Consider the following 25,419-nt stretch of genomic DNA (forward strand, 5'->3'; position numbering starts at 1 on the left):
ATTTTTCTTAAAAGTAAAAAATAATATTAATTTTTTTCAACTTGTTTAAAATCTAATTCTACAGGCGTAGATCGGCCAAAAATAGAAACAGATACTTTTAATCTACTTTTTTCATAATCTACTTCTTCAACAATACCATTAAAATCTGCAAAAGGACCATCTTTAACACGAATCATTTCTCCTGGTTCAAATACAGTTTTTGGTCTTGGTTTATCGCCAATTTGACGTAATCTATTGACAATTGCTTCTACTTCTTTATCGCTAATTGGAGAGGGTTTATCAGATTTTCCGCCAATAAATCCAAGAACCCGAGGAATATTTTTAATCAAATGCCAAGTGGAATCATTCATAATCATATGAATTAAAACATAACCAGGAAAAAATCTATATTCGCTTTTTTTTCTTTGTCCACCTTTAATTTCGACTACTTCTTCTGAAGGAATCATGACTTCACCAAAAGCATCTTCCATTTTATTTAATTTAACATATTCACGTATTGACTGTGCAACACGATTTTCAAATCCAGAAAAAGCTTGTAATACATACCATTTTTTTTTTTGAGTTTGATTCATTTTAAAACCTTATATTAATAACAAATGCTATTAAACGGAATATTATACTATCTAAAACCCAAAGAATAAGAGACATAAGAATCGTAACAATAATAATAATAAATGTAGTGTATAAAGTTTCTCTATATTGAGGCCATATTATTTTTTTTATTTCACCATATGATTGTTTTATATAAATTAAACTATTTTTTCCTTTTTTAGTGGATAGTATAATTTTTACTCCTATTCCGATTAATAAAGATAAAATAGTAATATAAAGAAAAAAATAATTTTTATATAAATAGTATGTACTACAAAAAGATATACACAGTAGTATAAATATAGATATCCATTTTATTTTTTCTAATAGTTTAGATCTTTTTTGATGTTCATAATTAATAATATTCATAATTTGTTAACATTATAAAATAAGTTAGAAAAATATATATTTTTCTATAGTTAATTTTTATATTCAATAATATTGATAATTAGAATTAAAAACATTCATAATAATACATTTTTATAAATATACCGATTATAATAAATTTTAAAATATTATATGATATTAAGAATATAGAAAATTTTAGGTGAGATTTTTGGCAAATAATTTTACCATATTTTTTTTTGGAGTAAATATTATAATACAAATTTATTGTATTGTTGGGAATTTTTAAATTAATGCTGATACCCAGAATTGAACTGGGGACCTCACCCTTACCAAGGGTGTGCTCTACCTGTCTAAGCTATATCAGCAGTTTTTATTAATTTAGCAGATAGATTTTTTTATTCAATTTAGCGGACAGCGGGAATTGAACCCGCGTCATCAGCTTGGAAGGCTGAGGTAATAGCCATTATACGATGTCCGCATAATAAAATATTTTGGTGGGAGAAGGATTTGAACCTTCGAAGTCTATGACGGCAGATTTACAGTCTGCTCCCTTTGGCCGCTCGGGAATCCCACCTTACAATTTTTGCCGGCTACCGGAATTGAACTGGTGACCTACTGATTACAAGTCAGTTGCTCTACCTGCTGAGCTAAGCCGGCTTTTTATTTTGAATATATAATAATTATATAATTTTCTATTATTATTGCAAGTTTTTTAGCAAAAAATATTAAATTTTTTAAAAAATTTATTTTAAACAAGATTAATAATTGAAAATATTTATATATTTTTATTTTGAATAATTAATTTAATAATATTAAAATGATATTTCTTGGAGAGATTTTTTATTTCCTAGAGAATCAATTAGATATACTTCTGGCTCTAATATAATATTAAATTTTTTCTTGATACATTTTTGTATAATTTTTGCTAAATTGATAATATCTTTAGGTAATGCTTTATTTTTGTTAATTAATATTAATTTATTTTTTTTATAAATAGACGCACCTCCAATTTTAATATCATTAAATTGATATTTTTTAATTAACCAGGCTGCAGAAATTTTTATATATCCATTTTTTTGAGGGTAGAATGGAATATTTTTATATAATGCAATGATTTTTTGAGCTTGTTCTAATGGAATAATTGGATTTTTAAAAAAACTACCAGCATTACCTATTTTCTTAGTATTAGGTATTTTTTTTTTCGAATATTATATATAGTATTAAATATTTTATATGGGTTTATTTGTATTAGATTAATATTTTTAAAAAATGAATGGAAAATTATTGGTTTCCAAATTTTAGAAAGTTTTATTCCTACTGAAAGCACAGCATAACCATAATTGTACTTTGTTTGAAAAATGCTATTTCTATAAGAAAAATTACATTGTTGTAAATTAATTCTTTGTATTGAAGCATTATTTAATGAAATAATATCAACATAATTACATACATTTTTGATTTCTAGACCATATGCACCAATATTTTGAATTGCTGCTGATCCTACACAACCTGGAATATATGCTAGATTTTCTAATCCAAATAATCCTATTTTTAAAGTGTATTGTACGAGATCATGCCATATTTCTCCAGAATTAACATGTAAATACCAAAAATTATTTTTTTCTGTAATATTAATGCCTTTAATACGATTAATAACTACAATTCCTAGATAATTTTCTAAAAATAAAATATTACTTCCTTCACCTAATATGATAAAAGGTACTTTGGAAGTTTTACATTTATGCCATATATTTATTAATAGTGAAATAGTACTAACAAAAATTATTTTTTTTGCTGTTACATTAACAGCAAATGTGTTTAAATCTTTTAAAGATAAATTATAATCAGCATGTTTTATATACATATAAATATTATCCAATTTTAAATACGTTATTGTACAATTTTATACAAACATATAAATGGAGTTGATGTATGATTTTTTTTAATCAACATTATAAAGATAGATTAAATAGAAAATTAATAAATAATAATGTTATTAATAATCTTTCTTTTGAATATTTTCCACCTAAAGATATTATTTTAGAAGAAAAATTATGGATGTCTGTTGATAAATTAAAAATATTAAAGCCTTCTTTTTTTTCAGTGACATATGGTGCAAATAGCGGTGAACGGAAAAAAACGTATAATATTGTGAATAAAATTTATAAAAAAACTGGTATTACAACTTCTCCACATATTACTTGTATTAACACTACATCTGCTGAATTACAAGAAATCGGAGAAAAATATTGGAATAGTGGTTTTAAAAGTGTTGTTGCGTTACGTGGTGATTCTCCAGAAAAAAATTATAAACATAAAATGTATGCTTTAGATTTAGTAAAATTGTTAAAAAATATTGCTGATTTTGATATTACTGTAGCGGCTTACCCTGAAATGCATCCAGAATCAAAAAATTCTACAATGGATATTATTAATTTAAAAAAGAAAGTAGATGCAGGTGCCAATAGAGCAATTACTCAGTTTTTTTTTAATGTTGATAATTATTTACGATTTCGAGATAATTGTATAAAGCATCAAATAAATATTGATATTATTCCTGGGATTTTACCTATTTCTAATTTTTTGCAATTACAACGTTTTTCTGCTTTAACTAATGTATGTATTCCTAAATGGATATTACATATGTTTAAAGGGTTAGAAAAAGATTTAATTACTCAAGAAATTATTGGTAGTATAATAGTGGTAGATATTGTTAAAAAATTATTATCTGAAGGAATTAATAATTTTCATTTTTATACATTAAATAAATATGAAGTTATTTATTCTATTTGTCATATGTTAAGATGCTGATATATGGATATATGTTATTTAAAAAATATTTTTTCTTTTATATAAGTATTTTATAATAAAAATAGAGAGATTAATATTTTTATTTTTTGTACTTTTAATGGAAAAATTTTGATATTAATATCTTATAAATATAAGATAATTTTTTTATATATGTTTAATACATATTTTAGTTTTTAAAAATTAATTAATATTTTATATGATTATTAAAGTATTAAATATAAATATATTTTTGATATATTAATAATATGCATAATAATTTGATTTTATATTAAAATAGAAAAAATTTTTTTCATTTTATGATTTAATTTTGATTTTATATATTTATTTATTTTTTGGTATAAAATAAATTATTTTTATTATAGTAAATTATAATTATTATGCATAAACACTATTCTAATAAATATATTTCTATTTATATTGTATTTTGATTTTTAAAATATAAATAAAATGATAAAAAATTAAAAATATAATTAAATAATATGAGAATTATTACTTTTTATCATTAGAAGATAATTAAATGAGTGTAAATAATGAGAAATAAAAAAATTAATAAAGTTGTTTTAGCATATTCTGGTGGTTTGGATACTTCAGCAATTATTCCATGGTTAAAAGAAAATTATAATATAGAAGTTATTGCTTTTGTTGCAGATATAGGACAATCTAAAGAAGATTTACATAATATTAAAGGAAAAGCATTGCATTCAGGTGCATCTGATTGTGTTATTTTGGATTTAAAAGAAGAATTTATAAAAGATTATGTTTATCCTATGTTGCAAACTGGTGCATTATATGAAGGAAATTATTTATTAGGTACAGCTATTGCTAGACCATTAATTGCAAAAAAACAAGTAGAATTAGCATTAGAAATAGGTGCAAATACATTATGTCATGGTGCAACTGGAAAAGGAAATGATCAAGTACGATTTGAGATAGCTTATGCATCATTAGCTCCAGATTTATATGTTGTTGCTCCATGGCGTGAGTGGAATCTTTATTCACGTGAGTCATTATTACAATATTTATCTGATCGTAATATTAAAACTACTGCAACATTAGAAAAAATTTACAGTAAAGATGAAAATGCTTGGCATATTTCAACTGAAGGAGGATTATTAGAGAATCCTTGGAATCCTTCTAATACTTCTTGTTGGAATTGGACAATAAATCCTGAAAATGCTCCAGAAAAGGCTGAGTATGTATTATTAGAAATTGAAAAAGGTTGTGTTATTGCGGTTAATAATGAAAGATTAAATCCATTGTATTGTTTAGAAAAATTAAATAAAATTGGTTCTAAACATGCTATAGGTAGAATTGATATTATAGAAAATCGAATAATTGGTATTAAATCAAGAGGATGTTATGAAACTCCAGGTGGTACTATTATGTTTTGTGGTATACGAGCCATTGAACAGTTAGTATTGGATCGTGCTAGTTTTAAATGGCGAGAAAAAATTGCTTTAGAAATGTCTTCAGTTATTTATGATGGGTTTTGGTTTTCTCCAATTCGAAAATCTTTACAAGCTGCATCTTCTTCTTTATCATCTGAAATAAATGGTAAAGTAATATTAAAATTATATAAAGGTAGCGTTACCGCTGTACAAAAAAAATCTCCTAATTCATTATATTCAGAAGAATATGCAACATTTAGTAAAGATGAAGTATATAATCAATCAGACGCAGAAGGTTTTATTCGTTTATTTTCACTTTCTTCGAGAATACGTGCAAAAAATAAATAAAATTATTGTTTTTATTCAATGTATATATTTTAATTAACATTATCTTACTATTTAATTTATAGAGAAATAATATGACTCTTTGGGGTGGACGATTCCTTCGAGAATCAAATAAGTTATTTAAAAAATTTAATTCTTCTTTATCTTTTGATTATATTCTAGCAAAAGAAGATATTATTGCTTCTATTGCTTGGTCAAAAGCGTTAATGAAGAGTAATATTATAACTCATAAAGAACAATCAATAATAGAAATTGCACTTTTATCATTATTAAAAGAAGTAAAAGATAATAATCAAAATATTTTAATTAGTGATTCAGAAGATATTCATAGCTGGGTAGAAATGAAACTGATTGAAAAAATTGGTAATCTTGGAAAGAAATTGCATACTGGACGTAGTAGAAATGATCAGATTACAACAGATTTAAAACTGTGGTGTAAAAGTAAAATTAATTTATTATTGAATAGTATTATTTCTTTACAAAAAAAATTTATTATTAGTGCAGAATCTAATCATAATATTATTATGCCAGGATATACTCATTTACAAAGAGCGCAACCTATTACTTTTTCGTATTGGTGTTTAGCTTATGTTGAAATGCTTAGAAGAGATGTAAGTCGACTTAAGGATGTATTAAAAAGACTTAATATAAGCCCTTTAGGTTCTGGTGCTCTTTCAGGTACAGCATGGAATATTGATCGCGAAGAACTCGCAAAAAGTATGGGTTTTTCTTCAGCAACTAGAAATGGTCTTGATAGCGTATCTGATAGAGATTATGTTATTGAGTTATTATCTGTAGCATCTATTGGTATGATTCATTTATCACGTTTTTCTGAAGATTTAATTTTTTTTAATTCCGGTGAAGCAAATTTTATTGAATTATCTGATGATATTACATCAGGATCATCTTTAATGCCGCAAAAGAAAAATCCTGATGCATTAGAATTAATTCGTGCTAAATGTGGTCGTGTACACGGATCTTTATTTTCTATATTAACAGTATTAAAAGGATTACCCTTATCATATAATAAAGATATGCAAGAAGATAAAGAAGGTTTATTTGATGCATTATATACCTGGAATATTTGCTTATCTGTATCTGAATTAGTATTAAATAATATAAAAATGAAAAGTCTGTCCTGTAAAAAGGCAGCAGAACAAGGTTATTCTAATGCTACAGAAGTCGCTGATTATTTAGTAAAAAAAGGATTAACATTTCGCGAAGCGCATCATATATCTGGTCAATTAGTATTAAGAGCAATTCATGATAATAAATCTTTAAATAATTTAGAAATATTCATATTTAAAAAATATAGTGATCTAATTGAAGAAGATATATATGAACATATTACTTTAGAATCATGCTTAAAAAAAAGGAAATCTAAAGGTGGTGTAGCTCCTGAACAAGTTTGTCAAGAAATTATAAAATCAAAAAAAAGACTAAATATTTTTTAGTATTTTATGATTCTGTATTTTTGAGATAATTTTAATTGAAATTTTATATTTTTATTATTTAATATAAAATAATTATCTTTAAATACCTTTTATATTAAAGGAATATATAATTCATGCAAAATATATTTTTTTTTATTCATGAAAATTTAATACTGAGTATTATATGGTGTTTTTTATTCATATTGTCAATATCATCTATTATACAAAATATTTTTTCTAAATTTATTTTAATCAATAATCAGAAAGCAGAAAAATTACTTTCTAAAGAAGATGCAATAATAATTGATACACGCATTATAGAACTGTTTAATAAAAGCCATATTATAAAATCTATTCATATCCCCTTAGAAAATATTTTATCGGGAAAAATAGAAAAATTATTTTTATATAAAAAAAAACCTTTAATTTTTATTTTTAGTGATCTTAATCAGATTTATCAATATACAAATAAATTAAATAAATATGGATTTAATCGTATTTATATATTAGAAGATAGTATAGAATTTTGGAATCTTAAAGATTATCCATTAATTTCTACGGAACAATTATTAATAAAAAAATAATTTTAAAAAATTTTTATTTTTTTAAAAATAGTATAAATTTATTATTTGTTATAATGGAGAAAATATGATAGAAAAAGAAATAAAAAAAAAATATTTTGAAATTCGACGTATTTATATAAAAGACGCTTCTTTTGAAGCTCCTAATACACCTAATATTTTTAGTGAAAGTTGGAAACCTACTATACATTTAGATTTTAAAACTATATCTACTAAAGTAGAGTTAAATATATTTGAAGTTGTTTTACATGTCCGAGTAACAGTTAAAAGTGAAGATAAATTAGTTTTTTTATGTGATGTACAGCAAGCAGGTATATTTTTTATAACTAATTTAGATAAAGACATGAAAAAACATTGTTTATGTTCTTATTGTCCTACGATTTTATTTCCATATGTACGTGAATGTATCTCTAATTTAGTATCACATGCTAGTTTTCCTCAATTGAATTTGGAGCCAATTAATTTTGATTCAATTTATTATAAAAATCTTGAATTAGAAAAAAATAATAATAAAAAATAATAATTTTTAATAAATATTTTATACATACAATTAAAATATTAAAAATAAAATATATTTAGGAAAATGTATGTTTTTAATAGTATCAGAAATATGGCATAAAATAAAAGAAGAAGCTTCTTTAATAATTCAAAAAGAACCTTTTTTATATCAATTTTATCAAAAAAGTATATTAGATCATAAAAAATTTAGTGATTGTTTAAGTTATATATTAGCGAATAAATTATCTACATTTCTTATCTCTACAGATAGTATTCAACAAGTCTTTAAAAAGATTTATTTAAAATATCCAGAAATATTATATTTTTTATCCCAAGATATAAGAAATATAGTGGAACATGATCCAGCAGTAAAAAATTATTTAACACCATTATTGTATTTTAAAGGATTTCATGCTATAGCTGTACATAGAGTGAGTAATATTCTTTGGAGAGAAAATAATACTGAATTATCTCTTTATTTACAAAGTAGAATATCTAGTGTTTTTGCAATTGATATTCATCCAGCTGCACATATAGGATCTGGTGTAATGTTGGATCATGCAACTGGTATTGTAATTGGAGAAAATGTCATTATTGAAGATAATGTTTTAATTTTACAATCAGTAACACTAGGTAGTACAGGCAAGAATATTGGTAAAAATAGACATCCTATTATTCGAAAAGGAGTCATGATTGGTGCAGGAGCCAAAGTTTTAGGAAATATTGAAGTAGGTGTCGGCTCAAAAATAGGTGCTGGTTCTATAGTATTACATACTGTTCCTTCATATGTGACAGTGGCTGGCGTTCCAGCTAAAATTGTTAGAAAATCAGATAGTAAAAAAATATTTTTTACAAAAGAGAATAATAGTTGTGCAAATAGAAAAACATTTCAATATGGAGATGGTATTTAAAATATTTCACATTGAAAACTTTATATAAATTTAATTATTTTAAATATAAAATTTTAAAAATAAGACAATTAAATTAATCATCTAAAAAACTGCGTAATATTTCAGATCTACTAGGATGTCTTAGTTTTCTTAAAGCTTTTGCTTCGATTTGTCGAATTCTTTCACGAGTAACATCAAATTGTTTTCCTACTTCTTCTAAAGTATGATCAGTATTCATATCAATTCCAAATCGCATTCTCAATACTTTTGCTTCTCGTGCTGTTAATCCTGCTAAAACATCATGTGTAGCAGAACGTAAGCTTTCAGATGTTGCTGAATCTAATGGTAGTTCTAAAGTAGTATCTTCAATAAAATCACCTAAATGCGAATCATCATCATCTCCAATCGGTGTTTCCATAGAAATAGGTTCTTTTGCAATTTTTAAAACTTTTCTAATTTTATCTTCGGGGATTAACATTTTTTCTGATAGTTCTTCTGGAGTGGGTTCTCGACCGATTTCTTGTAATATTTGTCTTGAAATACGATTAAGTTTATTAATGGTTTCAATCATATGTACAGGAATTCGAATCGTTCTGGCTTGATCTGCAATAGATCGTGTAATTGCTTGTCGAATCCACCAAGTAGCATATGTGGAAAATTTGTAACCACGTCGGTATTCAAATTTATCAACTGCTTTCATAAGTCCAATATTACCTTCTTGAATTAAATCTAAAAATTGTAAACCTCGATTAGTATACTTTTTAGCTATAGAAATAACTAATCTAAGATTAGCTTCAACCATTTCTTTTTTTGCTTGTTTAGCTTTTAATTCTCCAATAGACATTCTTTTATTAATATCTTTTACTTGTTCAATAGTTAGACCTGTTTCTTGTTCTATTTTAATTAATTGATTAATACTAATAATAATTTTTTCTTTTACTGTTTTAATGTTTTCAGACCAGGGTTGATTCATATTTTGTGCAACAAGTAACCATTGATTATTAGTTTCATGTCCTAAAAATAGATTAATAAAATTTTTTTTTGGCATTTTACAGTTTTCTATACATAATTTCATAATTAATCTTTCTTGTATGCGTACTCTTTCCATCATATAACGCATATTATTTACTAAGTAATCAAATTGTTTTGGTACTAATCTAAATTGTTTAAAAATTTCTGAAAGATTATAGATTGCTATTAATGAATCTTTATGATTTCTTTTTTTATTTTTTATTGTATTACTAGTATTAATATATTGATTTCGTAATTCAGAAAATTTTTCATTAGCTAATTCTGGATCAATTGCATGATCTTCTTCATGTTCTTCTGGATTATTTTCTGAGTCTTCTTCATGATCATGTTCTTCATGAGATAATTCTGAACCAATATGAATATTAACAGGAGAAAATAATGTTTCTACATTTGGATCAATAAAACCAGTAATAATATCTGATAGTCGTATTTGACCTGTTTTAATACGATCATATTGATCAAGCAAATAAGTAATTGCTTCCGGATATTCAGCAACAGAAGACTGAACTTGATTAATTCCTTCTTCAATACGTTTAGCAATATCAATTTCACCTTCTCGTGTAAGTAATTCTACAGTTCCCATTTCTCTCATATACATACGTACTGGATCAGTAGTACGACCTAATTCCGATTCTACATTAGAAAGCACTTGTGTTACTTCTTCAACAGCATCTTCGTCAGTATCTGTATTTGTTTCATTTAAAATAAGATCATCAGCATCAGGTGCGTCTTCTACTACTTGAATACCCATATCAGTAATCATTTGAATAATATCATTAATTTGTTCAGAATCAATAATATCTTCTGGTAAATGATCATTAATTTCAGAATAGGTTAAATATCCTTGCTCTTTACCATGTGTAACAAGTAGTTTAAGTTGAGATTTTGGGTTATGCTCCATAATACATTATCCAACTTCTTTTAATTGTATGAGTATTAATTGACTGATCTGTCAATCATGAGTAATAAAAATATTATTTGTTTTCAATAGTTAGTATTTTTTTAAATAAAAATTTAGTCATATTGTGTTTTTTTTGATAATGATTGATTAATAGACCAAACTTCTTTTTTTTCATTAATTGTTAATCCTGTGATTCTTTCTTGAGAAATAAGATATTCTTGTCTTTTTTGTAAAATTTTATTATTTATGTTTATTAATAAATCTAAAAACATTGTTTTAATTTCTTTAGGTGCAATCATATGATCCCATTTAGCTAACATTTTAAAGATATTAATTATTTTTTGATCTCTATATAATTCTAGTAATTGACCTGTATTTAAATTTGGAAACTTTATACATGTTTTTAATATTTCTAAAAAAATAGGTAAACCTTTTATTTTAATATTATTAAAATTTAGTTTTTTAGGTACTATTTGAGCTAAACTAGGATTTTGTATAAGGAGCCCAATAAGAACTCGCATAGGTGTTCGTTTAATTTTAAATTGGTAATCTTGTTTTTTAGTATTTTCTGTTTCATATAGAAATTTATTAAATTGATTATCATCTAAGATGCCTATTTTTCTAGCCAGTATTTGACGAAAATAAATACGCACTGTGTCGTTAGTAATCTTATCAATTAAAGGTAGAGCATATTTGCTAAAATAAAATTTATCATCTATTGAATATAAATTAACGTTTTTTAATATATTTTGAAAAAAAAATTGTGACATGGTCATTGCATTTTTAATACGATTATTAAAATGATTATATCCTTCTTTACGAATAATTGTATCTGGATCTTCATTATTAGGTAATAATATAAATTTTAATATTTTTGTTTCTGATATATATGGAAGTGCAATCTTTAATGCTCTCCAGGCTGCATTAATACCGGCAAGATCTCCGTCATAACAATATATAATTATATTAGTAGTACAAAATAAAATTTTTATTTGTTCTTTTGTTGTTGCAGTGCCTAATAATGAAACAACATAGTTAATGTTATATTGTGTTAATGTTATAACATCAATATAACCTTCTACAACTAATAAATATTCTGGTTTAAGACATTTTTTTTTGACTTGGTATAATCCATAAATTTCTTTTCCTTTATGAAAAATATCAGTTTCAGGAGAATTAATATATTTAGGAGTAATATTGTGTAATGCTCTCCCTCCAAAACCGATAATATTTCCATGTTTATTATGAATAGGAAATATGATTCGTTCATAGAATCGATTGTATATATATCCTTTTGGAGTAATGGAAAGAATTTCATTTTTTATCAATTCTTGTTGAAATTTTTCACTAATATTAAATTTTTTAGAAAAATCATTCCAATTTTTATCAATAAAACCAATGGAAAAAAAATCTATCATTTCTTGATTGATTCCTCTATTTTTTATATATTTTTTAGATGAATCTGTTAGAAGTGTATTTTTTTGATATAATTTAGATATTTTTTTCATTAATGAATATATTTTCTCTTTTTGAAAATATTCATTTTTTATTTTATTTTGAAATGGTATTGTTAATCCATTAGTTATTGCTAGTTCTTCAATACTTTCTATAAAATTTAAGTGATCATAATTGATAAGAAAATCAATAGCATTACCATGTGCATTACATCCGAAACAATAATAAAATTGTTTTTCATAGCTTACAGTAAAAGATGGAGTTTTATCATGATGAAAAGGACAGTTAGTTTTATAATTTTTTCCTTGTTTTTTTAATGTTATGCGTGCATTAATTAATTCTATAATATTTGTTCGAGATAATAGATCATTAATAAAGTATTTTGGTATTTTTCCAGGCATATATTTTGTATAAAGTTATTATCTGTTTTATAAAAAACAGTTTTTAACTATTTAATGATAATCTAAAAATATAATTAATACATTCGAATTCGTTTTGCATTTTCTCGTGTAAGTTTTTTTGCAAGACGTTTAATTGCTGAAGCTTTAGCACGTTTACGTTCTGTAGTAGGTTTTTCATAAAATTCTCTTCTTCTAATTTCAGCTAAAATACCAGCTTTTTCACATGATCTTTTAAAACGACGTAGTGCAACATCAAATGGTTCATTTTCACGTACTTTAATAATTGGCATAACTATATTTGTCCTGATATTGAATTATTTTTTGATTTTAAATAATTTTAAAATATTATATAAATAATAAATTGATTGTAACTAGTAAGATATTGTAAAGCATTCATTTTTATTATGCTATTTAATAATGAATATTTTTAATGATTATTATTTTTTATTTTTATAATATTCATTAAAAAATTTTATATTTTATTACATATTAATTAAAAATAAATAGGTTTAATTTATGAAAATATTAGGCATTGAAACATCTTGTGATGATACTGGGATCGCTATATATGACAGTAATGATGGATTTTTAATAAATCAATTATATCATCAAAGTGATTTACATAATTTTAATGGTGGTATTATTCCTGAATTAGCTGCGCGTATGCATATGAAATCTATGGTCCAATTCTTAGATGAAATATTTAAAAAAAAAAATATTATGTCTGATATTGATTTAATTGCATATACTGCAGGTCCAGGTTTAACAGGATCATTATTAGTAGGAGCAACATTTGCGTGTTCTTTAGGATTTTTTTTAAATATTCCAGTTTTACCTGTCAATCATATGGAAGCACATTTATTATCTCCTATGGTATATTTGAATTCTATTCCCTTTCCTTTTATTGGTTTATTAGTTTCGGGAAAACATACTCAGTTAGTTTATGCAGAAAAATTAGGACAATATAAATTATTAGGCGATTCTCTTGATGATGCTGCAGGAGAAGCCTTTGATAAAACAGCAAAATTATTAGGATTGAAATATCCAGGTGGTCCTTCGATTTCGAAATTGGCTCAAATGAGCATAAACAATAAATTATATTTCCCTCGTCCAATGATATATCATTCTAACTTAAATTTCAGTTTCTCAGGTTTAAAAACATTTACTGCAAATATTATAAAAAAAAGTAATCCAAGCATAGAAGAAAAAGCAAATATTGCGCAAGCTTTTGAAGATTCTGTTATTGATATACTTTTAATTAAAAGTAAAAAAGCATTAAAAAATACAGGATTAAACAGATTAGTAATTTCTGGTGGTGTAAGTGCAAATATTCTTTTGCGTAAAAAATCGAAAATAATGATGAAAAATTATTTTAATGGAGAAGTTTTTTTTGCTGATTCTACATTATGTACAGATAATGGAGCTATGATTGCTTATTTAGGGTTTTTGCATAGAAAAAAAGTTAAAAATACTAATTTAGAAATAATTATTAAACCTAAATGGTCAATTCATAATATATTTTAATGATTTTATTTATTTTTTATATCAAAGTCATGTTTTTTTAAATATAAGATAATATCTTTTATAGTTATTATATTGATATTATAATATTTAGACAATTCTATCGCTTCTGGAGTACGTGTCATAGATCCATCTTTATTGGTTAATTCACAAATAACTCCTGCTGGTTTAAATCCTGCTAACGAGACAATGGTAACAGCTGCTTCTGTATGGCCTGCTCTTTCTAAAAGACCTCCAGGATGAGATTGTAAAGGAAATACATGACCTGGTTTATTAAGATCACTAGGTCGTACATCATCAGCCATTGCTGTTTTAATTGTCGTTAATCTATCTTTTGCAGATACACCAGTAGAAATTCCTTTTGCGGCTTCAATAGTAACTGTAAATGCTGTTCGGTAAAGGCTAGTATTTTTTTTGACCATCATCGGTAAATTTAATTTTTTTCGCCTATCTTCAGTAATGCAAAGACAAACAATTCCACTTCCATTTCTAATGGTAAATGCCATTTGTTCTACAGTCATTTTTTCAGGTGAAAAAACCAGATCTCCTTCATTTTCGCGTTTTTCATCATCTAATATGATAATTCCATTTCCCGATTTTAGTGAGATAATAGCATTTTGTATTCTTTCGATTGGTGTTCCAAACTGAGATAGAAGTGTTTCATTCATTTTACAACCTTAATAAATATTTTTAAATATTAATAATAAATATATTATATATAAAAATTCATAGATATTAAATTTTTTATTTCAGATAAAAAAATATTTTATTATATTCTCAATAAATTTCAATATAAATATTTATGTAAATTATTCATTTGAAATATAGTTAATTATATATAATTTTTTATTTTTATAAAAAATAAGAGATTATTTAAAATATTTCTTATAAATATCTTTTTTCACTAAATATTAGTGTATATAATATTTTTTAATATTTTAAATAATTTTTATTATTTATTAATTAGTTTATATTATAACAATTATTATTTTTTAAATTTTTATATTTTAAAAGAGCATTATATGAAAATCTATTTAGTAGGAGGCGCAATTCGAGATTCTTTATTAAAAATACCTATTAAAGATAAGGATTGGGTAGTAGTTGGTGGTACTAAAAAAATGTTATTAGATAAAAATTTTCAACAAGTAGGAAAAGATTTTCCTGTTTTTTTACATCCAGACACACATGAGGAATATGCATTAGCAAGGCAAGAAAGAAAATCAGGAAAAGGATATACTAATTTTAGTACAAATTATAATACTAATGTAACTTTAGAAGAAGATTTAATTAGACGTGATTTAACTATTAATGCTATTGCAAAAGATAAATATGGAAATTATATTGATCCTTTTAATGGTAGAGAAGATATAAAATATCGAATATTGCGTCATGTTTCTTCTGCTTTTATAGAAGATCCATTACGTGTTTTACGTACAGCACGATTTGCTGCATCTTTAGCGCATTTAGGATTTCAAATTGCAGAAGAAACAATGAAGCTAATGTGTATCATAGTTAATCAAAAGGAGCTATCATATTTAACATCAAATAGAATATGGAATGAAACTGAAAAAGCTTTAAACACTTCTAATCCACATGTGTATTTTCAAGTATTATATAATTGTCAAGCTTTAAAATATTTATTTCCTGAAATTCATTTTTTGTATGAAAAAAAAATTAATTTTCATCATTATTTAATAAATAAAATAAAAAATAAATTTTTAATATTTATGGGTTTAGCTAAAATTTCCGCTTTAACTAATGATTTAAGTATACGTTTTTCATTTTTATGTCAATTTTTATCTTTTTCTTTGTATAATAAGAATATTATAAAAAATTTTTATGATATTAATTCTGCTTCTATAGTACGTCAATTTTGTAAGCGATTAAGTGTACCAACTGATATTACAGATTTAGCAGTTATCAGTGCTGGTTTTTTTGAATTTTTAGCAACTATTCATTACCAGTCATCACATAATATTATAATGTTATTTTTAAAAATTGATGCTTGGAGAAAACCGGAACGTATTAGTCAATTAGCATATTTGTGTAATTTTAATTTTTATAATGTTTTTATATCTCAAGTATTTCTTTTGCAATCAGGTGATTTTTTAAAAAAATGTTTTTCTATTGTTAATAATATTTCTATTAAATTAATTTTAAAAAAAGGTTTTACAGGATATAAAATAAAAGAAGAATTATTACGATTAAGAATAAATAAATTAGAATCATGGAGAACGCAATATTTAATTAAAAAAAATTATATTAAAATATAATTTTTTTATATTATTATTAGTTTACTATGTATAATTAATAAAATAGATTAATATAGCTAATAATAATCTATATATTCCAAAAATAATTAAAGATGTTTTTTTAATAATATAAAATAGTTTTTTTGCATAAAATAAAGAAATTGTAAAAGATGTGATAAATCCTGTAAAAAATATAGGAATATCTATTATGGTAATATCTTTTATATTTTTCATTATATCAAAAAAAGAAGCTCCTATTATTAATGGAATAGAAATAATAAAAGAAAATTCTATAGCAAGAGATCGTTTTATTCCTAATAATATCCCTGTTGCGATTGTAGAACCAGATCGAGAAAATCCTGGGTATAATGATAATACTTGACCACAACCAATAATAATAGATTGTAATAAAGTAATTTGATTAATATAAATGGTATTTTTTATTTTTGGTTTATATGTTTCAGCTAAAAATAAAAAAAAACTGCCTAATATTAAAGAGTAAAGAATATGATTAATACTGAATAATAATTTAATTTTTTTATAATATATTAATCCTATAAATACTGTTGGTAACATAGAAATAAAGATATATATTTTTTTTATTGTTTTATTATTGTTAAATTGAAAAACATATCTTTTTTTTTATAAAAATATATAAATATAGCAACTGTAGAACCTAATTGGATAAACGTTTCTAACATTTTAATATTATTTTGTTTCATGTTGAATAAATTAATAAAAAAAATCATATGTCCAGTGGATGATATAGGGAAAAATTCAGTAATCCCTTCTACTATACCAATAATGATAGATAGAATAATTTGATAAAAGTACAAAATTATCACTCCTTTTCTTAAATAAAACGGTACTAAAAAAAGCACCGTTTTACATAAAATTTTAATTATATAAAGACATAATAATAGTTTTTCCAGCAATAACAGTGCCTGATGATTTTTCGATTTTTTTAAATTGATCTATATTAGAAATTACAATAGGAGTTAAAATAGATTTAGCATTTTTTTGTAAAAAATCTAGATTGAATTTGATAATTAAATCTCCTATTTTAACGTCTTGATTATCTTGTGCTATTTGTGTAAAACCTTCTCCTTTAAGCTGTACTGTATCAATTCCAAAATGCACAAATAATTCAACATCATCTTCGGATATAATTGAGAAAGCATGTATACTATCAAAAATTTTTCCAATAGTACCATTGACTGGAGATAATATTTGATTTCCTAATGGTTTAATTGCTATTCCATCACCTACAATTTTTTTAGAAAAAACTATATCTGGTACATCCTTAATATTTATTATTTCACCGGATAATGGTGCTATAATATCTATTTTTTTAGAACTATTACTTTTTTTACTATTAAAAAAAGCAGAAAATAAGCTCATTTTTTTCTCCTAAGTACTGCTATTTTTTTTAGTTTTTATTTTATATTCATTATTAATAAAATTATCTATTAAATTATTAATTTCTTTTTCAGTAGATAGTGTTAATGCTTTTTTTGCTAATTTTTGTGCATTTTTAAAAGATGATTTTCGAATGATTTCTTTAATTTTAGGAATACTAGATGAACTCATGCTAAATTCATCCAATCCCATGCCCAGTAAAAGGATAGTAGCACGTTCATCACCTGCAAGTTCTCCACACATTCCAGTCCATTTTTGAGAATAATGAGAAATATCTATTACTTGTTTAATTAATTTTAAAATAGGTGGACTCATTGGGTTATATAGATGTGAGATTAAATCATTACATCTATCTACTGCTAAAGTATATTGTGTTAAATCATTAGTACCAATACTAAAAAAATCTACTTCTTTTATTAAATATTCAGCTATAATAGCTGATGCAGGAGTTTCAATCATAATACCAATTTCAATATTTTCATCAAAAATAATATTATTATTCTTTAATTGAAATTTAAGTTTTTGAATTTCAATTTTAAGTGATCTAATTTCTTCAACTGAAATAATCATTGGAAATAATATACGTATTTTTCCATAAGCTGAAGCTCTGAGTATGGCTTTAATTTGAGAATGTAAAATTTCTTTACGATCCATACAAATACGTATTGCACGCCATCCTAAAAAAGGATTTTCTTCTTTTGGTAAATTCATATATGGTAAATGTTTATCACCTCCTATATCCATAGTTCTAATAATAACTGGGTTATTATTCATAGCAATAGCTATTTCTTTATAAGCCTGAAATTGTTCATTTTCAGTAGGTAACGATTCTCTGTCCATAAATAAAAATTCTGTTCTATATAAACCAATACACTCAGCTCCATATTTTTTTACAGAATGTATATCTTGTAATGTACTAATATTTGAACCAATTATAATACTGTGACCATCAATAGTAGTAGCACATACATTTTTTAATTTTAATAATCTGTTTTTTTCAGAAAAATAATTATTTTGTATTTTCTTTTTTTGATCAATAATCTTTTGAGATGGATTGATAAAAATTTGGTTATTAATACAGTCTAATATAATAAAATCATTATTTTTTACAAGATTAGTAATATTACCTGTTCCAACAATAGCAGGAATTTCTAAAGATCTAGCTATAATAGATGTATGAGATGTTTTTCCGCCTAGATCAGTGATGAAACCTAATATATATTTAAGATTAATTTGTGCTGTTTCTGAAGGAGTTAAATCTTTTGCAATTAGAATTACCTCTTTTTTAATATTATTTAAATTAATAATATTTAAGTTTAATATATTTTTTATTAATCTTTTTCCTATATCTCTAACGTCAATAGCTCTATTTTTTAAATATTCATCTTGTAAATTTTCTAATACTTTTGCTTGTCCTTCAATAATTTTTTGAGTTGATGCTGCAGCAGAAATATGTTTCTTTTTAATTAAAGAAATAATTTCTTGTTCTAATTCTTCATCCTCTAACAGCATGATATGACCTTCAAAAATACTATCTTGTTTTTCTTCAAATATTTTTTTTGTTTGATTTTTAATTTTTGTTAATTGTTCTACTGATTTTTTTCTACCTTCAAAAAATTTCTGTATTTCTGTTTGAATGTTATTAACAGAAATTGTTTTCGAATGAATGACAATTTCTTTTTCTGTTAATAAAAGAGCAATGCCAAAAGCAATACCCGGTGATGCCAAAATGCCTGAAATCATAACATTACCTTTAATGTTAATTATGTTTATTTATAGAAAAAAAATATTTAATATCAGGCAAAAGTGTTTTTATTTTATAAAATACTTGGGAAATAATATATTACCTCCTTTTTTATAAAAAAATATATATTGCTCTTTTCACTTGATGATTTATTCTAATTCTGTCATAATTTTAGAAAGATGTTGAATTGCTTTTTTTTCATCTTCTCCTTCTGCTGATAAAATAATCAGACTACCTTGAACTAATCCTAATGTTTGAATTTTAAATAAACTTTTTGCGTTTGCTTTTTTACCGTTATAAATAATATTAATTTCAGACGTAAATTTTTTTGCTTCTTTTACAAATTGTGCTGCAGGTCGAGTATGTAAACCATGTGGTGCATTAATTGTAATTGTATTTTGAAACATATCTTTTTCTCTCTTAATTTTAGTGTATAATGTCATAATTGTTAAAATTTGATATATTAGTAATAAATATAAATTTTTAAATATATTATATATATAATTAAAGTAGTCTAAAAAAGTTTTTTATTTTTTGTTTTTTGGTTTATAATGATGTAGAAAATAATTCTGTACTTAAATAACGTTCACCTGAAGATGGTAAAATGACTACAATATTTTTATTAATAAAATATTTTTGTTTTTGTATTTTTAAAGCAGCAGCTAAGGCTGCACCAGAAGAAATTCCTGATAATATTCCTTCTTTTTTCATTAAATTTTGAGATGTTAGTATTGCTTCTTCGCTTGAAATTGTAATAACCTGATCAATGATTGTTAAATCTAAATTTTTAGGAATAAATCCTGGTCCGATACCTTGAATTTTATGTGGTCCCGGTGTCATTTTTTTTCCTTTTATAAATTGTGTAATTACAGGTGATTCTTTTGGTTCTACAGCAATGCTAATAAGATTTTTTTTACCTTTAATATGTTTAATATATCTTGTTATTCCTGTAATTGTTCCTCCTGTACCTACAGCTGAAATAAGAACATCTATATTTCCTTGAGTATCATTCCAAATTTCGGGACCTGTAGTATTTTGATGAATTTCAGGGTTAGCAGGATTTTCAAATTGTTTTAATAAAAGATATTTTTTAGGATTTGAAGATGCTATATAATTAGCTTTTGATATTGAGCCAGGCATACCATATGCTCCATCTGTTAATACTAAATTAGCTCCTAATGCTTTTAATAACATCTTTCTTTCTATTGACATAGTATCTGGCATAGTTAAAGTTAATTTATAGTTTCTAGCGGCAGCAACATATGCCAGTGCTATTCCAGTATTTCCACTAGTAGCTTCTATTAATTCTATTTCTTTTGTTAAATCTCCTTTTTTTTCTGCATTCCATATCATATTCGCGCCAATTCTGCACTTAACACTAAAACTTGGATTTCTTGATTCTACTTTAACTAAAATATTTCCGAATCCCATATTATTTAAACGAATTAGAGGTGTATTTCCTATAGTAAAAGAATTATCTGTATATATTTTATTCATAATTTTCCTAAATAGTATAAAATTTTTTAATGATATAATTTATATAAAATATTATATATTTTCTTAATACAATATATTTAAATGATGTATTTTATTAATATATAACATCAATATAATTATCTATTTATTATATTTTTTTTTCAGATAGTTTTAATATACATAATAAAACTTAATTTTTTTAATAATTTTTTTGTTTTCTTGAATACTATTATTTAAATATGAAAATTATTTTTATACCATACTTTATAATTCTATTTTTTAAAATAATATATAGAAAATACTAATATTATTAGTCTATTTAATTTAAAAACTACAAATTTTATCATTTACTAACTAATCTATAATACATTATGAAATCTATTAAAAAAAAAATTAATGAATTACGAAAAAAACTCTTAAAATATGATTTTTTTTATCATACTTTAAATCAATCACTGATTTCAGATGCAGAATATGATTATTTGTTGAATCAATTATATAATTTAGAATTACATAATAAAGAACTGATTACTTTAGATTCTCCTACACAAAAAGTAGGTTCATATATAATAAATAATTTTAAAAAAGTGGTTCACTTTTCACCTATGCTATCTTTAGAAAATACTTTTGATTTAAATGGTTATTTATCTTTTGAAAAACGCATAAAAAATGTTGAAGATTTTGGTAAACCTGCTTTGTTTTGTTGTGAATTAAAAATGGATGGTGTTGCTTTAAGTATTATTTATGAAAAAGGAGTATTAGTGAGAGCAAGTACTCGTGGAGATGGTTATATCGGAGAAAATGTAACGTCTAATGCAAAAATGATTAAATCTATTCCTATACGATTAAACAGTTATAATATACCGTCTAGATTAGAAATTAGAGGGGAAGTAATTATGTTAAAATCTGATTTTATAACATTAAATAATCAATTAGCATTAGATAACAAAAAAATTTTTTCTAATCCTCGAAATGCTGCTTCTGGATCATTACGTCAAATTAATCCAGATATAACAGAGAAACGAAAATTGATTTTTTTTTGTTATGGATGTAATTTTTTTAAAACAACAGAAGAAATAAGTAGTCATTATGAACGATTAAAACAATGTAAAAAATGGGGTTTTCTAGTACAAAAAAATATATTATTGTGTATTCAACATATAGAAGTATATAATTTTTATAAAAAATTTGAAAAAAATCGATTTTTTTTAAATTTTCATATAGATGGTATTGTTATAAAAGCAGATTCAATTTTATTACAAAAGAAATTAGGAAATAATAATACATCCCCAAAATGGGCTATTGCTTTTAAATTTCCTGATAAAGAAAAAATTACAAAATTAATTGACGTAAAATTTCAAGTTGGTCGAACTGGTGTTATAACACCTGTAGGTTATTTTGAACCTGTTAAAATATCAGGGGTAATTATTAGAAAAGCGTCATTATATAATAAAAATGAAATTCAGAGATTAAATATACATATTAATGACATGATTATTATTCGCAGAGCAGGTGATGTGATACCAAAAATTACTAATGTTATAAAAAATAAAAGATTAAGTAATATAAAAAAAATATTTTTTCCTGTTTTATGTCCTTCGTGTAATAGTTTATTAATAAAAAATGAAGATGAATCTATTATAAGATGTCATGCTGGATTTATTTGTTATGCACAAAAAAAAAGAATAATACATCATTTTTTTTCTAAATCAGCATTAAATGTGATTGGTTTAGGTCCTTCTATTATTAATCAATTAATTAAGCATAATATTATTGATAATGTAATGAGTGTTTTTTATTTAACACCTGAAAAATTAAAAAAAATAGAATATATTCAAGAAAAAAAAAGTATAAAAATTATTAATGCTATTTTAAAATCTAAAAAGACTACTTTTAGTCGTTTTATTTATGCTTTAAGTATACCTTATGTTGGAAAAACTATTTCTGAAAAAATTGCTAGTTATTTTATAACAGTAAAACAATTATTAGATACAAATATATTGGAATTATATTCTATTTCTGGAATAGGTCATACTATTTCGAATAGTATATTTAATTATATTTCATTAGATTCTAATCGTAATGTTATTATTGAACTTACAAAAAATATAGGAATTTCATGGGATGAGAGTGATAAAAGAAATGATGTTTTAAAAAAAACATTTTTTTTCAATAAAAAAATAGTTTTAACTGGTAAATTTAAAAGTTATTCTCGTAGAGAGATAAAAGAAATACTAATAAAATTAGGTGCTAAAATATTAAATAATATTTCTCAAAATACTGATTTTTTAATTTATGGAAAAAAAGTAGGATCTAAATATTTCAATGCATCTAAATTAAAAATAAAATTAATTAGTGAAAAGGAATTTTTATTTTTAATATAAAAATATTTTATTTTATGGGTCGTGCAGGATTTGAACCTGCGACCAATTGATTAAAAGTCAACTGCTCTACCGACTGAGCTAACGACCCAAAAATATTTATGGGTGATGACGGACTTGAACCGCCGACTTCCTCCGTGTAAAGGAGGAGCTCTACCAACTGAGCTAATCACCCGTTTATTTACTTGATTACTTTATTGTAATACCAGAACAAATAGAGTCAATCTTTTTTTTAAAAAAAAAGATATATTTTTAGTATTTTTTAGATATTTATATAATAATATTTAATAATTTTAAGATATTACATATAATAATATATATTATCATTTTTTTTATTGTTTTATTTTTTATATTTTAAGGAATATATGGAAATTATAACTCGTTTTGCACCAAGTCCTACTGGTAATTTACATATTGGTAGTATTCGTACTGCTTTATATTCTTGGTTATTTGCAAGGCGTTATAATGGAAAATTTATATTAAGAATCGAAGATACAGATTGTGAAAGATCTAAATCAGAATCAGTTCAATCTATTTTAGATGGATTAAAATGGTTAGGTTTATACTGGGATGAAGGTCCATATTTTCAAAGCAAAAGATTAAAAAGATATCAAAATATTATTAAGGATATGTTAAATAATGGATATGCATACAAATGTTTTTGTTCTATTAAAAAATTAGAAGAAGAAAAAAAAAATCAAATATTAAAAGGAGAAAAACCACGTTATAATCATGCATGCAGATATTTAAAAAACAATCATTTTTTTGATAATGATTATGTTATACGATTTAAAAATCCACTTTCTGGAAAAGTCATTTTTAATGATAAAGTTAGAGGTAAAATTTCTATTAATAATGAAGAACTAGATGATTTGATTATTCAACGTTCAAATGGAATACCGACTTATAACTTATGCGTAGTAGTAGATGATTTAGATATGAATGTTACACATGTTATTCGTGGTGAAGATCATATTAATAACACACCACGTCAAATTAATATTTTAAAAATATTAGGCGCAAAAATACCAGTATATGCACATGTATCTATGATTTTTAATGAAGAAGGTCAAAAAATTTCTAAAAGAAATAACGCTATAAATATTATGGAATATCGCAATAATGGTATTTTGCCAGAAGCTTTATTAAATTATATAATTAGGTTAGGCTGGTCTTATGGTAATCAAGAAATTTTTACTTTAAAAGAAATGCAATCTTTATTTAATTTAGAATCTATTAGTAAATCATCAAGTATTATTAATGTGAAAAAAATGTTATGGATTAACAAATATTATATTAATAATTTATCTACTAATTACTTGGCTACTATTTTAAAAGAATATATAAAAAAGGAAAAAATTAATATAAAAAATGGACCTAATTTAGAATCTTTAATAGATTTATTTAAAACTCGTAATAATACATTAAAAGAAATAGCTAAATCTTGTCGTTATTTTTATGAAGAATTTTTTTTATCTGATAAAAAAGACAGTAACATATATTTAGTTTCAAGTAATGTTTATATTTTAGAATTAATATATAGAAATATATCTAAAATATTAATTTGGGATTCTAAAGAGATATTTAAAATAATCAATAATTTATCAAAAGAATATGTGATTTCAATACAAATAATAAGTACATTACTCAGATTTGTAATTACTGGTAATATTTCTTCTCCTAGTATTAGTTCTATAATATTTTTAATGGGTCAAGAAAAAACATTATTAAGAATTAAAAATGCAATTGATTATATTAAAAATTTAAATAATTGATATTTATATATAAAAATTTTTATATTTTTTATAAAAGTTATTTTATACAAAATATGATTGACAGAATTCATGTGTTTTTATATTGTAATTATTGGGGGCTATAGCTCAGTAGGTAGAGCACTTGCATGGCATGCAAGATGTCAGCGGTTCAATTCCGCTTAGCTCCATAAAAAATTT

Annotated in this window: 22 protein-coding genes, 7 tRNA genes and 1 pseudogene; 11 read left to right on the forward strand and 19 right to left on the reverse strand. The window is 23.8% G+C overall.

What is annotated here, in order from left to right; translation table 11 throughout:
- Positions 1–26 precede the first annotated feature (26 nt).
- The 8 genes from nusG to murB all read right to left on the reverse strand — a co-directional run bounded on the left by nusG (position 27) and on the right by murB (position 2,803).
- The gene (gene nusG, locus ACOI1G_RS01225) at positions 27–572 is read right to left on the reverse strand and encodes a transcription termination/antitermination protein NusG (RefSeq protein ID WP_422667512.1); all 546 of its coding nucleotides are present in this window, start codon (positions 570–572) and stop codon (positions 27–29) included.
- A 1-nt stretch (position 573) separates the two neighbouring features.
- Entirely contained in the window at positions 574–951 is a 378-nt protein-coding gene (gene secE / locus ACOI1G_RS01230) for a preprotein translocase subunit SecE (RefSeq protein ID WP_422667581.1), read from the reverse strand.
- Between the two features lie 279 nt (positions 952–1,230).
- A tRNA-Thr gene (locus tag ACOI1G_RS01235) sits at positions 1,231–1,304 on the reverse strand.
- 41 nt (positions 1,305–1,345) lie between these two features.
- Positions 1,346–1,417: transfer RNA gene (locus ACOI1G_RS01240), tRNA-Gly, on the reverse strand.
- Between the two features lie 14 nt (positions 1,418–1,431).
- A tRNA-Tyr gene (locus ACOI1G_RS01245) sits at positions 1,432–1,513 on the reverse strand.
- Positions 1,514–1,523: 10 nt separating this feature from the next.
- Positions 1,524–1,596: transfer RNA gene (locus ACOI1G_RS01250), tRNA-Thr, on the reverse strand.
- A 155-nt stretch (positions 1,597–1,751) separates the two neighbouring features.
- The gene (locus ACOI1G_RS01255; RefSeq protein ID WP_422667582.1) at positions 1,752–2,132 is read right to left on the reverse strand and encodes a hypothetical protein; all 381 of its coding nucleotides are present in this window, start codon (positions 2,130–2,132) and stop codon (positions 1,752–1,754) included.
- Positions 2,111–2,803 (reverse strand): UDP-N-acetylmuramate dehydrogenase, encoded by a 693-nt coding sequence (gene murB / locus ACOI1G_RS01260; protein WP_422667513.1) that lies wholly within the window; start codon positions 2,801–2,803, stop codon positions 2,111–2,113. The genes ACOI1G_RS01255 and murB overlap by 22 nt, the downstream gene beginning before the upstream one ends.
- A gap of 68 nt (positions 2,804–2,871) precedes the next feature.
- Here murB and metF point away from each other — a divergent pair, with 68 nt between their 5' ends.
- From metF to cysE, 6 genes are all read left to right on the forward strand, one after another.
- Positions 2,872–3,750: a methylenetetrahydrofolate reductase gene (gene metF / locus ACOI1G_RS01265; RefSeq protein ID WP_422667514.1), complete on the forward strand. Its 879-nt coding sequence runs from the start codon at positions 2,872–2,874 to the stop codon at positions 3,748–3,750.
- A 530-nt stretch (positions 3,751–4,280) separates the two neighbouring features.
- On the forward strand, positions 4,281–5,486 hold the full coding sequence (locus tag ACOI1G_RS01270) for an argininosuccinate synthase (RefSeq protein WP_422667515.1): 1,206 nt from the start codon (positions 4,281–4,283) through the stop codon (positions 5,484–5,486).
- Between the two features lie 71 nt (positions 5,487–5,557).
- A complete protein-coding gene (argH, locus tag ACOI1G_RS01275) occupies positions 5,558–6,937 on the forward strand; it encodes an argininosuccinate lyase (protein WP_422667516.1) in 1,380 nt (459 codons plus the stop codon).
- Between the two features lie 113 nt (positions 6,938–7,050).
- Positions 7,051–7,500, forward strand: a complete 450-nt coding sequence (locus ACOI1G_RS01280) for a rhodanese-like domain-containing protein (protein WP_422667517.1) — start codon at positions 7,051–7,053, stop codon at positions 7,498–7,500.
- 64 nt (positions 7,501–7,564) lie between these two features.
- Positions 7,565–8,017, forward strand: coding sequence for a protein-export chaperone SecB (gene secB / locus ACOI1G_RS01285; protein ID WP_422667518.1), 453 nt, complete (start codon positions 7,565–7,567; stop codon positions 8,015–8,017).
- Positions 8,018–8,084: 67 nt separating this feature from the next.
- Entirely contained in the window at positions 8,085–8,906 is an 822-nt protein-coding gene (cysE, locus tag ACOI1G_RS01290; RefSeq protein ID WP_422667519.1) for a serine O-acetyltransferase, read from the forward strand.
- A gap of 73 nt (positions 8,907–8,979) precedes the next feature.
- On the opposite strand, the gene rpoD is transcribed toward cysE, so the two are convergent.
- The 3 genes from rpoD to rpsU all read right to left on the reverse strand — a co-directional run bounded on the left by rpoD (position 8,980) and on the right by rpsU (position 12,964).
- Positions 8,980–10,818, reverse strand: a complete 1,839-nt coding sequence (rpoD, locus tag ACOI1G_RS01295) for an RNA polymerase sigma factor RpoD (protein ID WP_422667520.1) — start codon at positions 10,816–10,818, stop codon at positions 8,980–8,982.
- Positions 10,819–10,931: 113 nt separating this feature from the next.
- Positions 10,932–12,674 carry a DNA primase gene (dnaG, locus tag ACOI1G_RS01300; protein ID WP_422667521.1) on the reverse strand — a complete coding sequence of 581 codons (1,743 nt, stop codon included), beginning with the start codon at positions 12,672–12,674 and terminating at the stop codon, positions 10,932–10,934.
- A gap of 74 nt (positions 12,675–12,748) precedes the next feature.
- Complete coding sequence (rpsU, locus tag ACOI1G_RS01305; RefSeq protein ID WP_053940044.1) at positions 12,749–12,964, reverse strand: 30S ribosomal protein S21; 216 nt, start codon at positions 12,962–12,964, stop codon at positions 12,749–12,751.
- A gap of 226 nt (positions 12,965–13,190) precedes the next feature.
- Here rpsU and tsaD point away from each other — a divergent pair, with 226 nt between their 5' ends.
- Complete coding sequence (gene tsaD, locus ACOI1G_RS01310; protein WP_422667522.1) at positions 13,191–14,198, forward strand: tRNA (adenosine(37)-N6)-threonylcarbamoyltransferase complex transferase subunit TsaD; 1,008 nt, start codon at positions 13,191–13,193, stop codon at positions 14,196–14,198.
- A gap of 5 nt (positions 14,199–14,203) precedes the next feature.
- Here the strand turns inward: tsaD and ribB are convergent, their stop codons facing one another.
- A complete protein-coding gene (gene ribB / locus ACOI1G_RS01315) occupies positions 14,204–14,863 on the reverse strand; it encodes a 3,4-dihydroxy-2-butanone-4-phosphate synthase (RefSeq protein WP_422667523.1) in 660 nt (219 codons plus the stop codon).
- A gap of 354 nt (positions 14,864–15,217) precedes the next feature.
- Between ribB and ACOI1G_RS01320 the strand changes: the two genes are divergently transcribed.
- Positions 15,218–16,468 (forward strand): tRNA CCA-pyrophosphorylase, encoded by a 1,251-nt coding sequence (locus tag ACOI1G_RS01320; protein ID WP_422667524.1) that lies wholly within the window; start codon positions 15,218–15,220, stop codon positions 16,466–16,468.
- 24 nt (positions 16,469–16,492) lie between these two features.
- Here the strand turns inward: ACOI1G_RS01320 and ACOI1G_RS01325 are convergent.
- The 5 genes and pseudogenes from ACOI1G_RS01325 to cysK form a co-directional block, all read right to left on the reverse strand.
- Positions 16,493–17,286: pseudogene (locus tag ACOI1G_RS01325) on the reverse strand (undecaprenyl-diphosphate phosphatase).
- Between the two features lie 58 nt (positions 17,287–17,344).
- Complete coding sequence (crr, locus tag ACOI1G_RS01330) at positions 17,345–17,848, reverse strand: PTS glucose transporter subunit IIA (RefSeq protein WP_422667525.1); 504 nt, start codon at positions 17,846–17,848, stop codon at positions 17,345–17,347.
- Positions 17,849–17,857: 9 nt separating this feature from the next.
- Complete coding sequence (gene ptsI / locus ACOI1G_RS01335; protein WP_422667526.1) at positions 17,858–19,609, reverse strand: phosphoenolpyruvate-protein phosphotransferase PtsI; 1,752 nt, start codon at positions 19,607–19,609, stop codon at positions 17,858–17,860.
- Between the two features lie 150 nt (positions 19,610–19,759).
- The gene (locus tag ACOI1G_RS01340) at positions 19,760–20,017 is read right to left on the reverse strand and encodes an HPr family phosphocarrier protein (RefSeq protein WP_422667527.1); all 258 of its coding nucleotides are present in this window, start codon (positions 20,015–20,017) and stop codon (positions 19,760–19,762) included.
- A gap of 139 nt (positions 20,018–20,156) precedes the next feature.
- Entirely contained in the window at positions 20,157–21,107 is a 951-nt protein-coding gene (cysK, locus tag ACOI1G_RS01345) for a cysteine synthase A (RefSeq protein ID WP_422667528.1), read from the reverse strand.
- 350 nt (positions 21,108–21,457) lie between these two features.
- Between cysK and ligA the strand changes: the two genes are divergently transcribed.
- A complete protein-coding gene (ligA, locus tag ACOI1G_RS01350) occupies positions 21,458–23,470 on the forward strand; it encodes an NAD-dependent DNA ligase LigA (protein ID WP_422667529.1) in 2,013 nt (670 codons plus the stop codon).
- Positions 23,471–23,485: 15 nt separating this feature from the next.
- Here the strand turns inward: ligA and ACOI1G_RS01355 are convergent.
- A tRNA-Lys gene (locus tag ACOI1G_RS01355) sits at positions 23,486–23,558 on the reverse strand.
- Between the two features lie 11 nt (positions 23,559–23,569).
- Positions 23,570–23,642 (reverse strand) — tRNA-Val (locus ACOI1G_RS01360).
- Between the two features lie 190 nt (positions 23,643–23,832).
- Between ACOI1G_RS01360 and gltX the strand changes: the two genes are divergently transcribed.
- Both gltX and ACOI1G_RS01370 read left to right on the forward strand, forming a co-directional pair.
- A complete protein-coding gene (gene gltX / locus ACOI1G_RS01365; protein WP_422667530.1) occupies positions 23,833–25,242 on the forward strand; it encodes a glutamate--tRNA ligase in 1,410 nt (469 codons plus the stop codon).
- A 94-nt stretch (positions 25,243–25,336) separates the two neighbouring features.
- Positions 25,337–25,409, forward strand: a tRNA-Ala gene (locus tag ACOI1G_RS01370).
- Positions 25,410–25,419: the final 10 nt, after the last annotated feature.

The organism is Buchnera aphidicola (Pterocomma populeum) (assembly GCF_049314985.1).
Lineage (GTDB): Bacteria > Pseudomonadota > Gammaproteobacteria > Enterobacterales > Enterobacteriaceae > Buchnera > Buchnera aphidicola_BQ.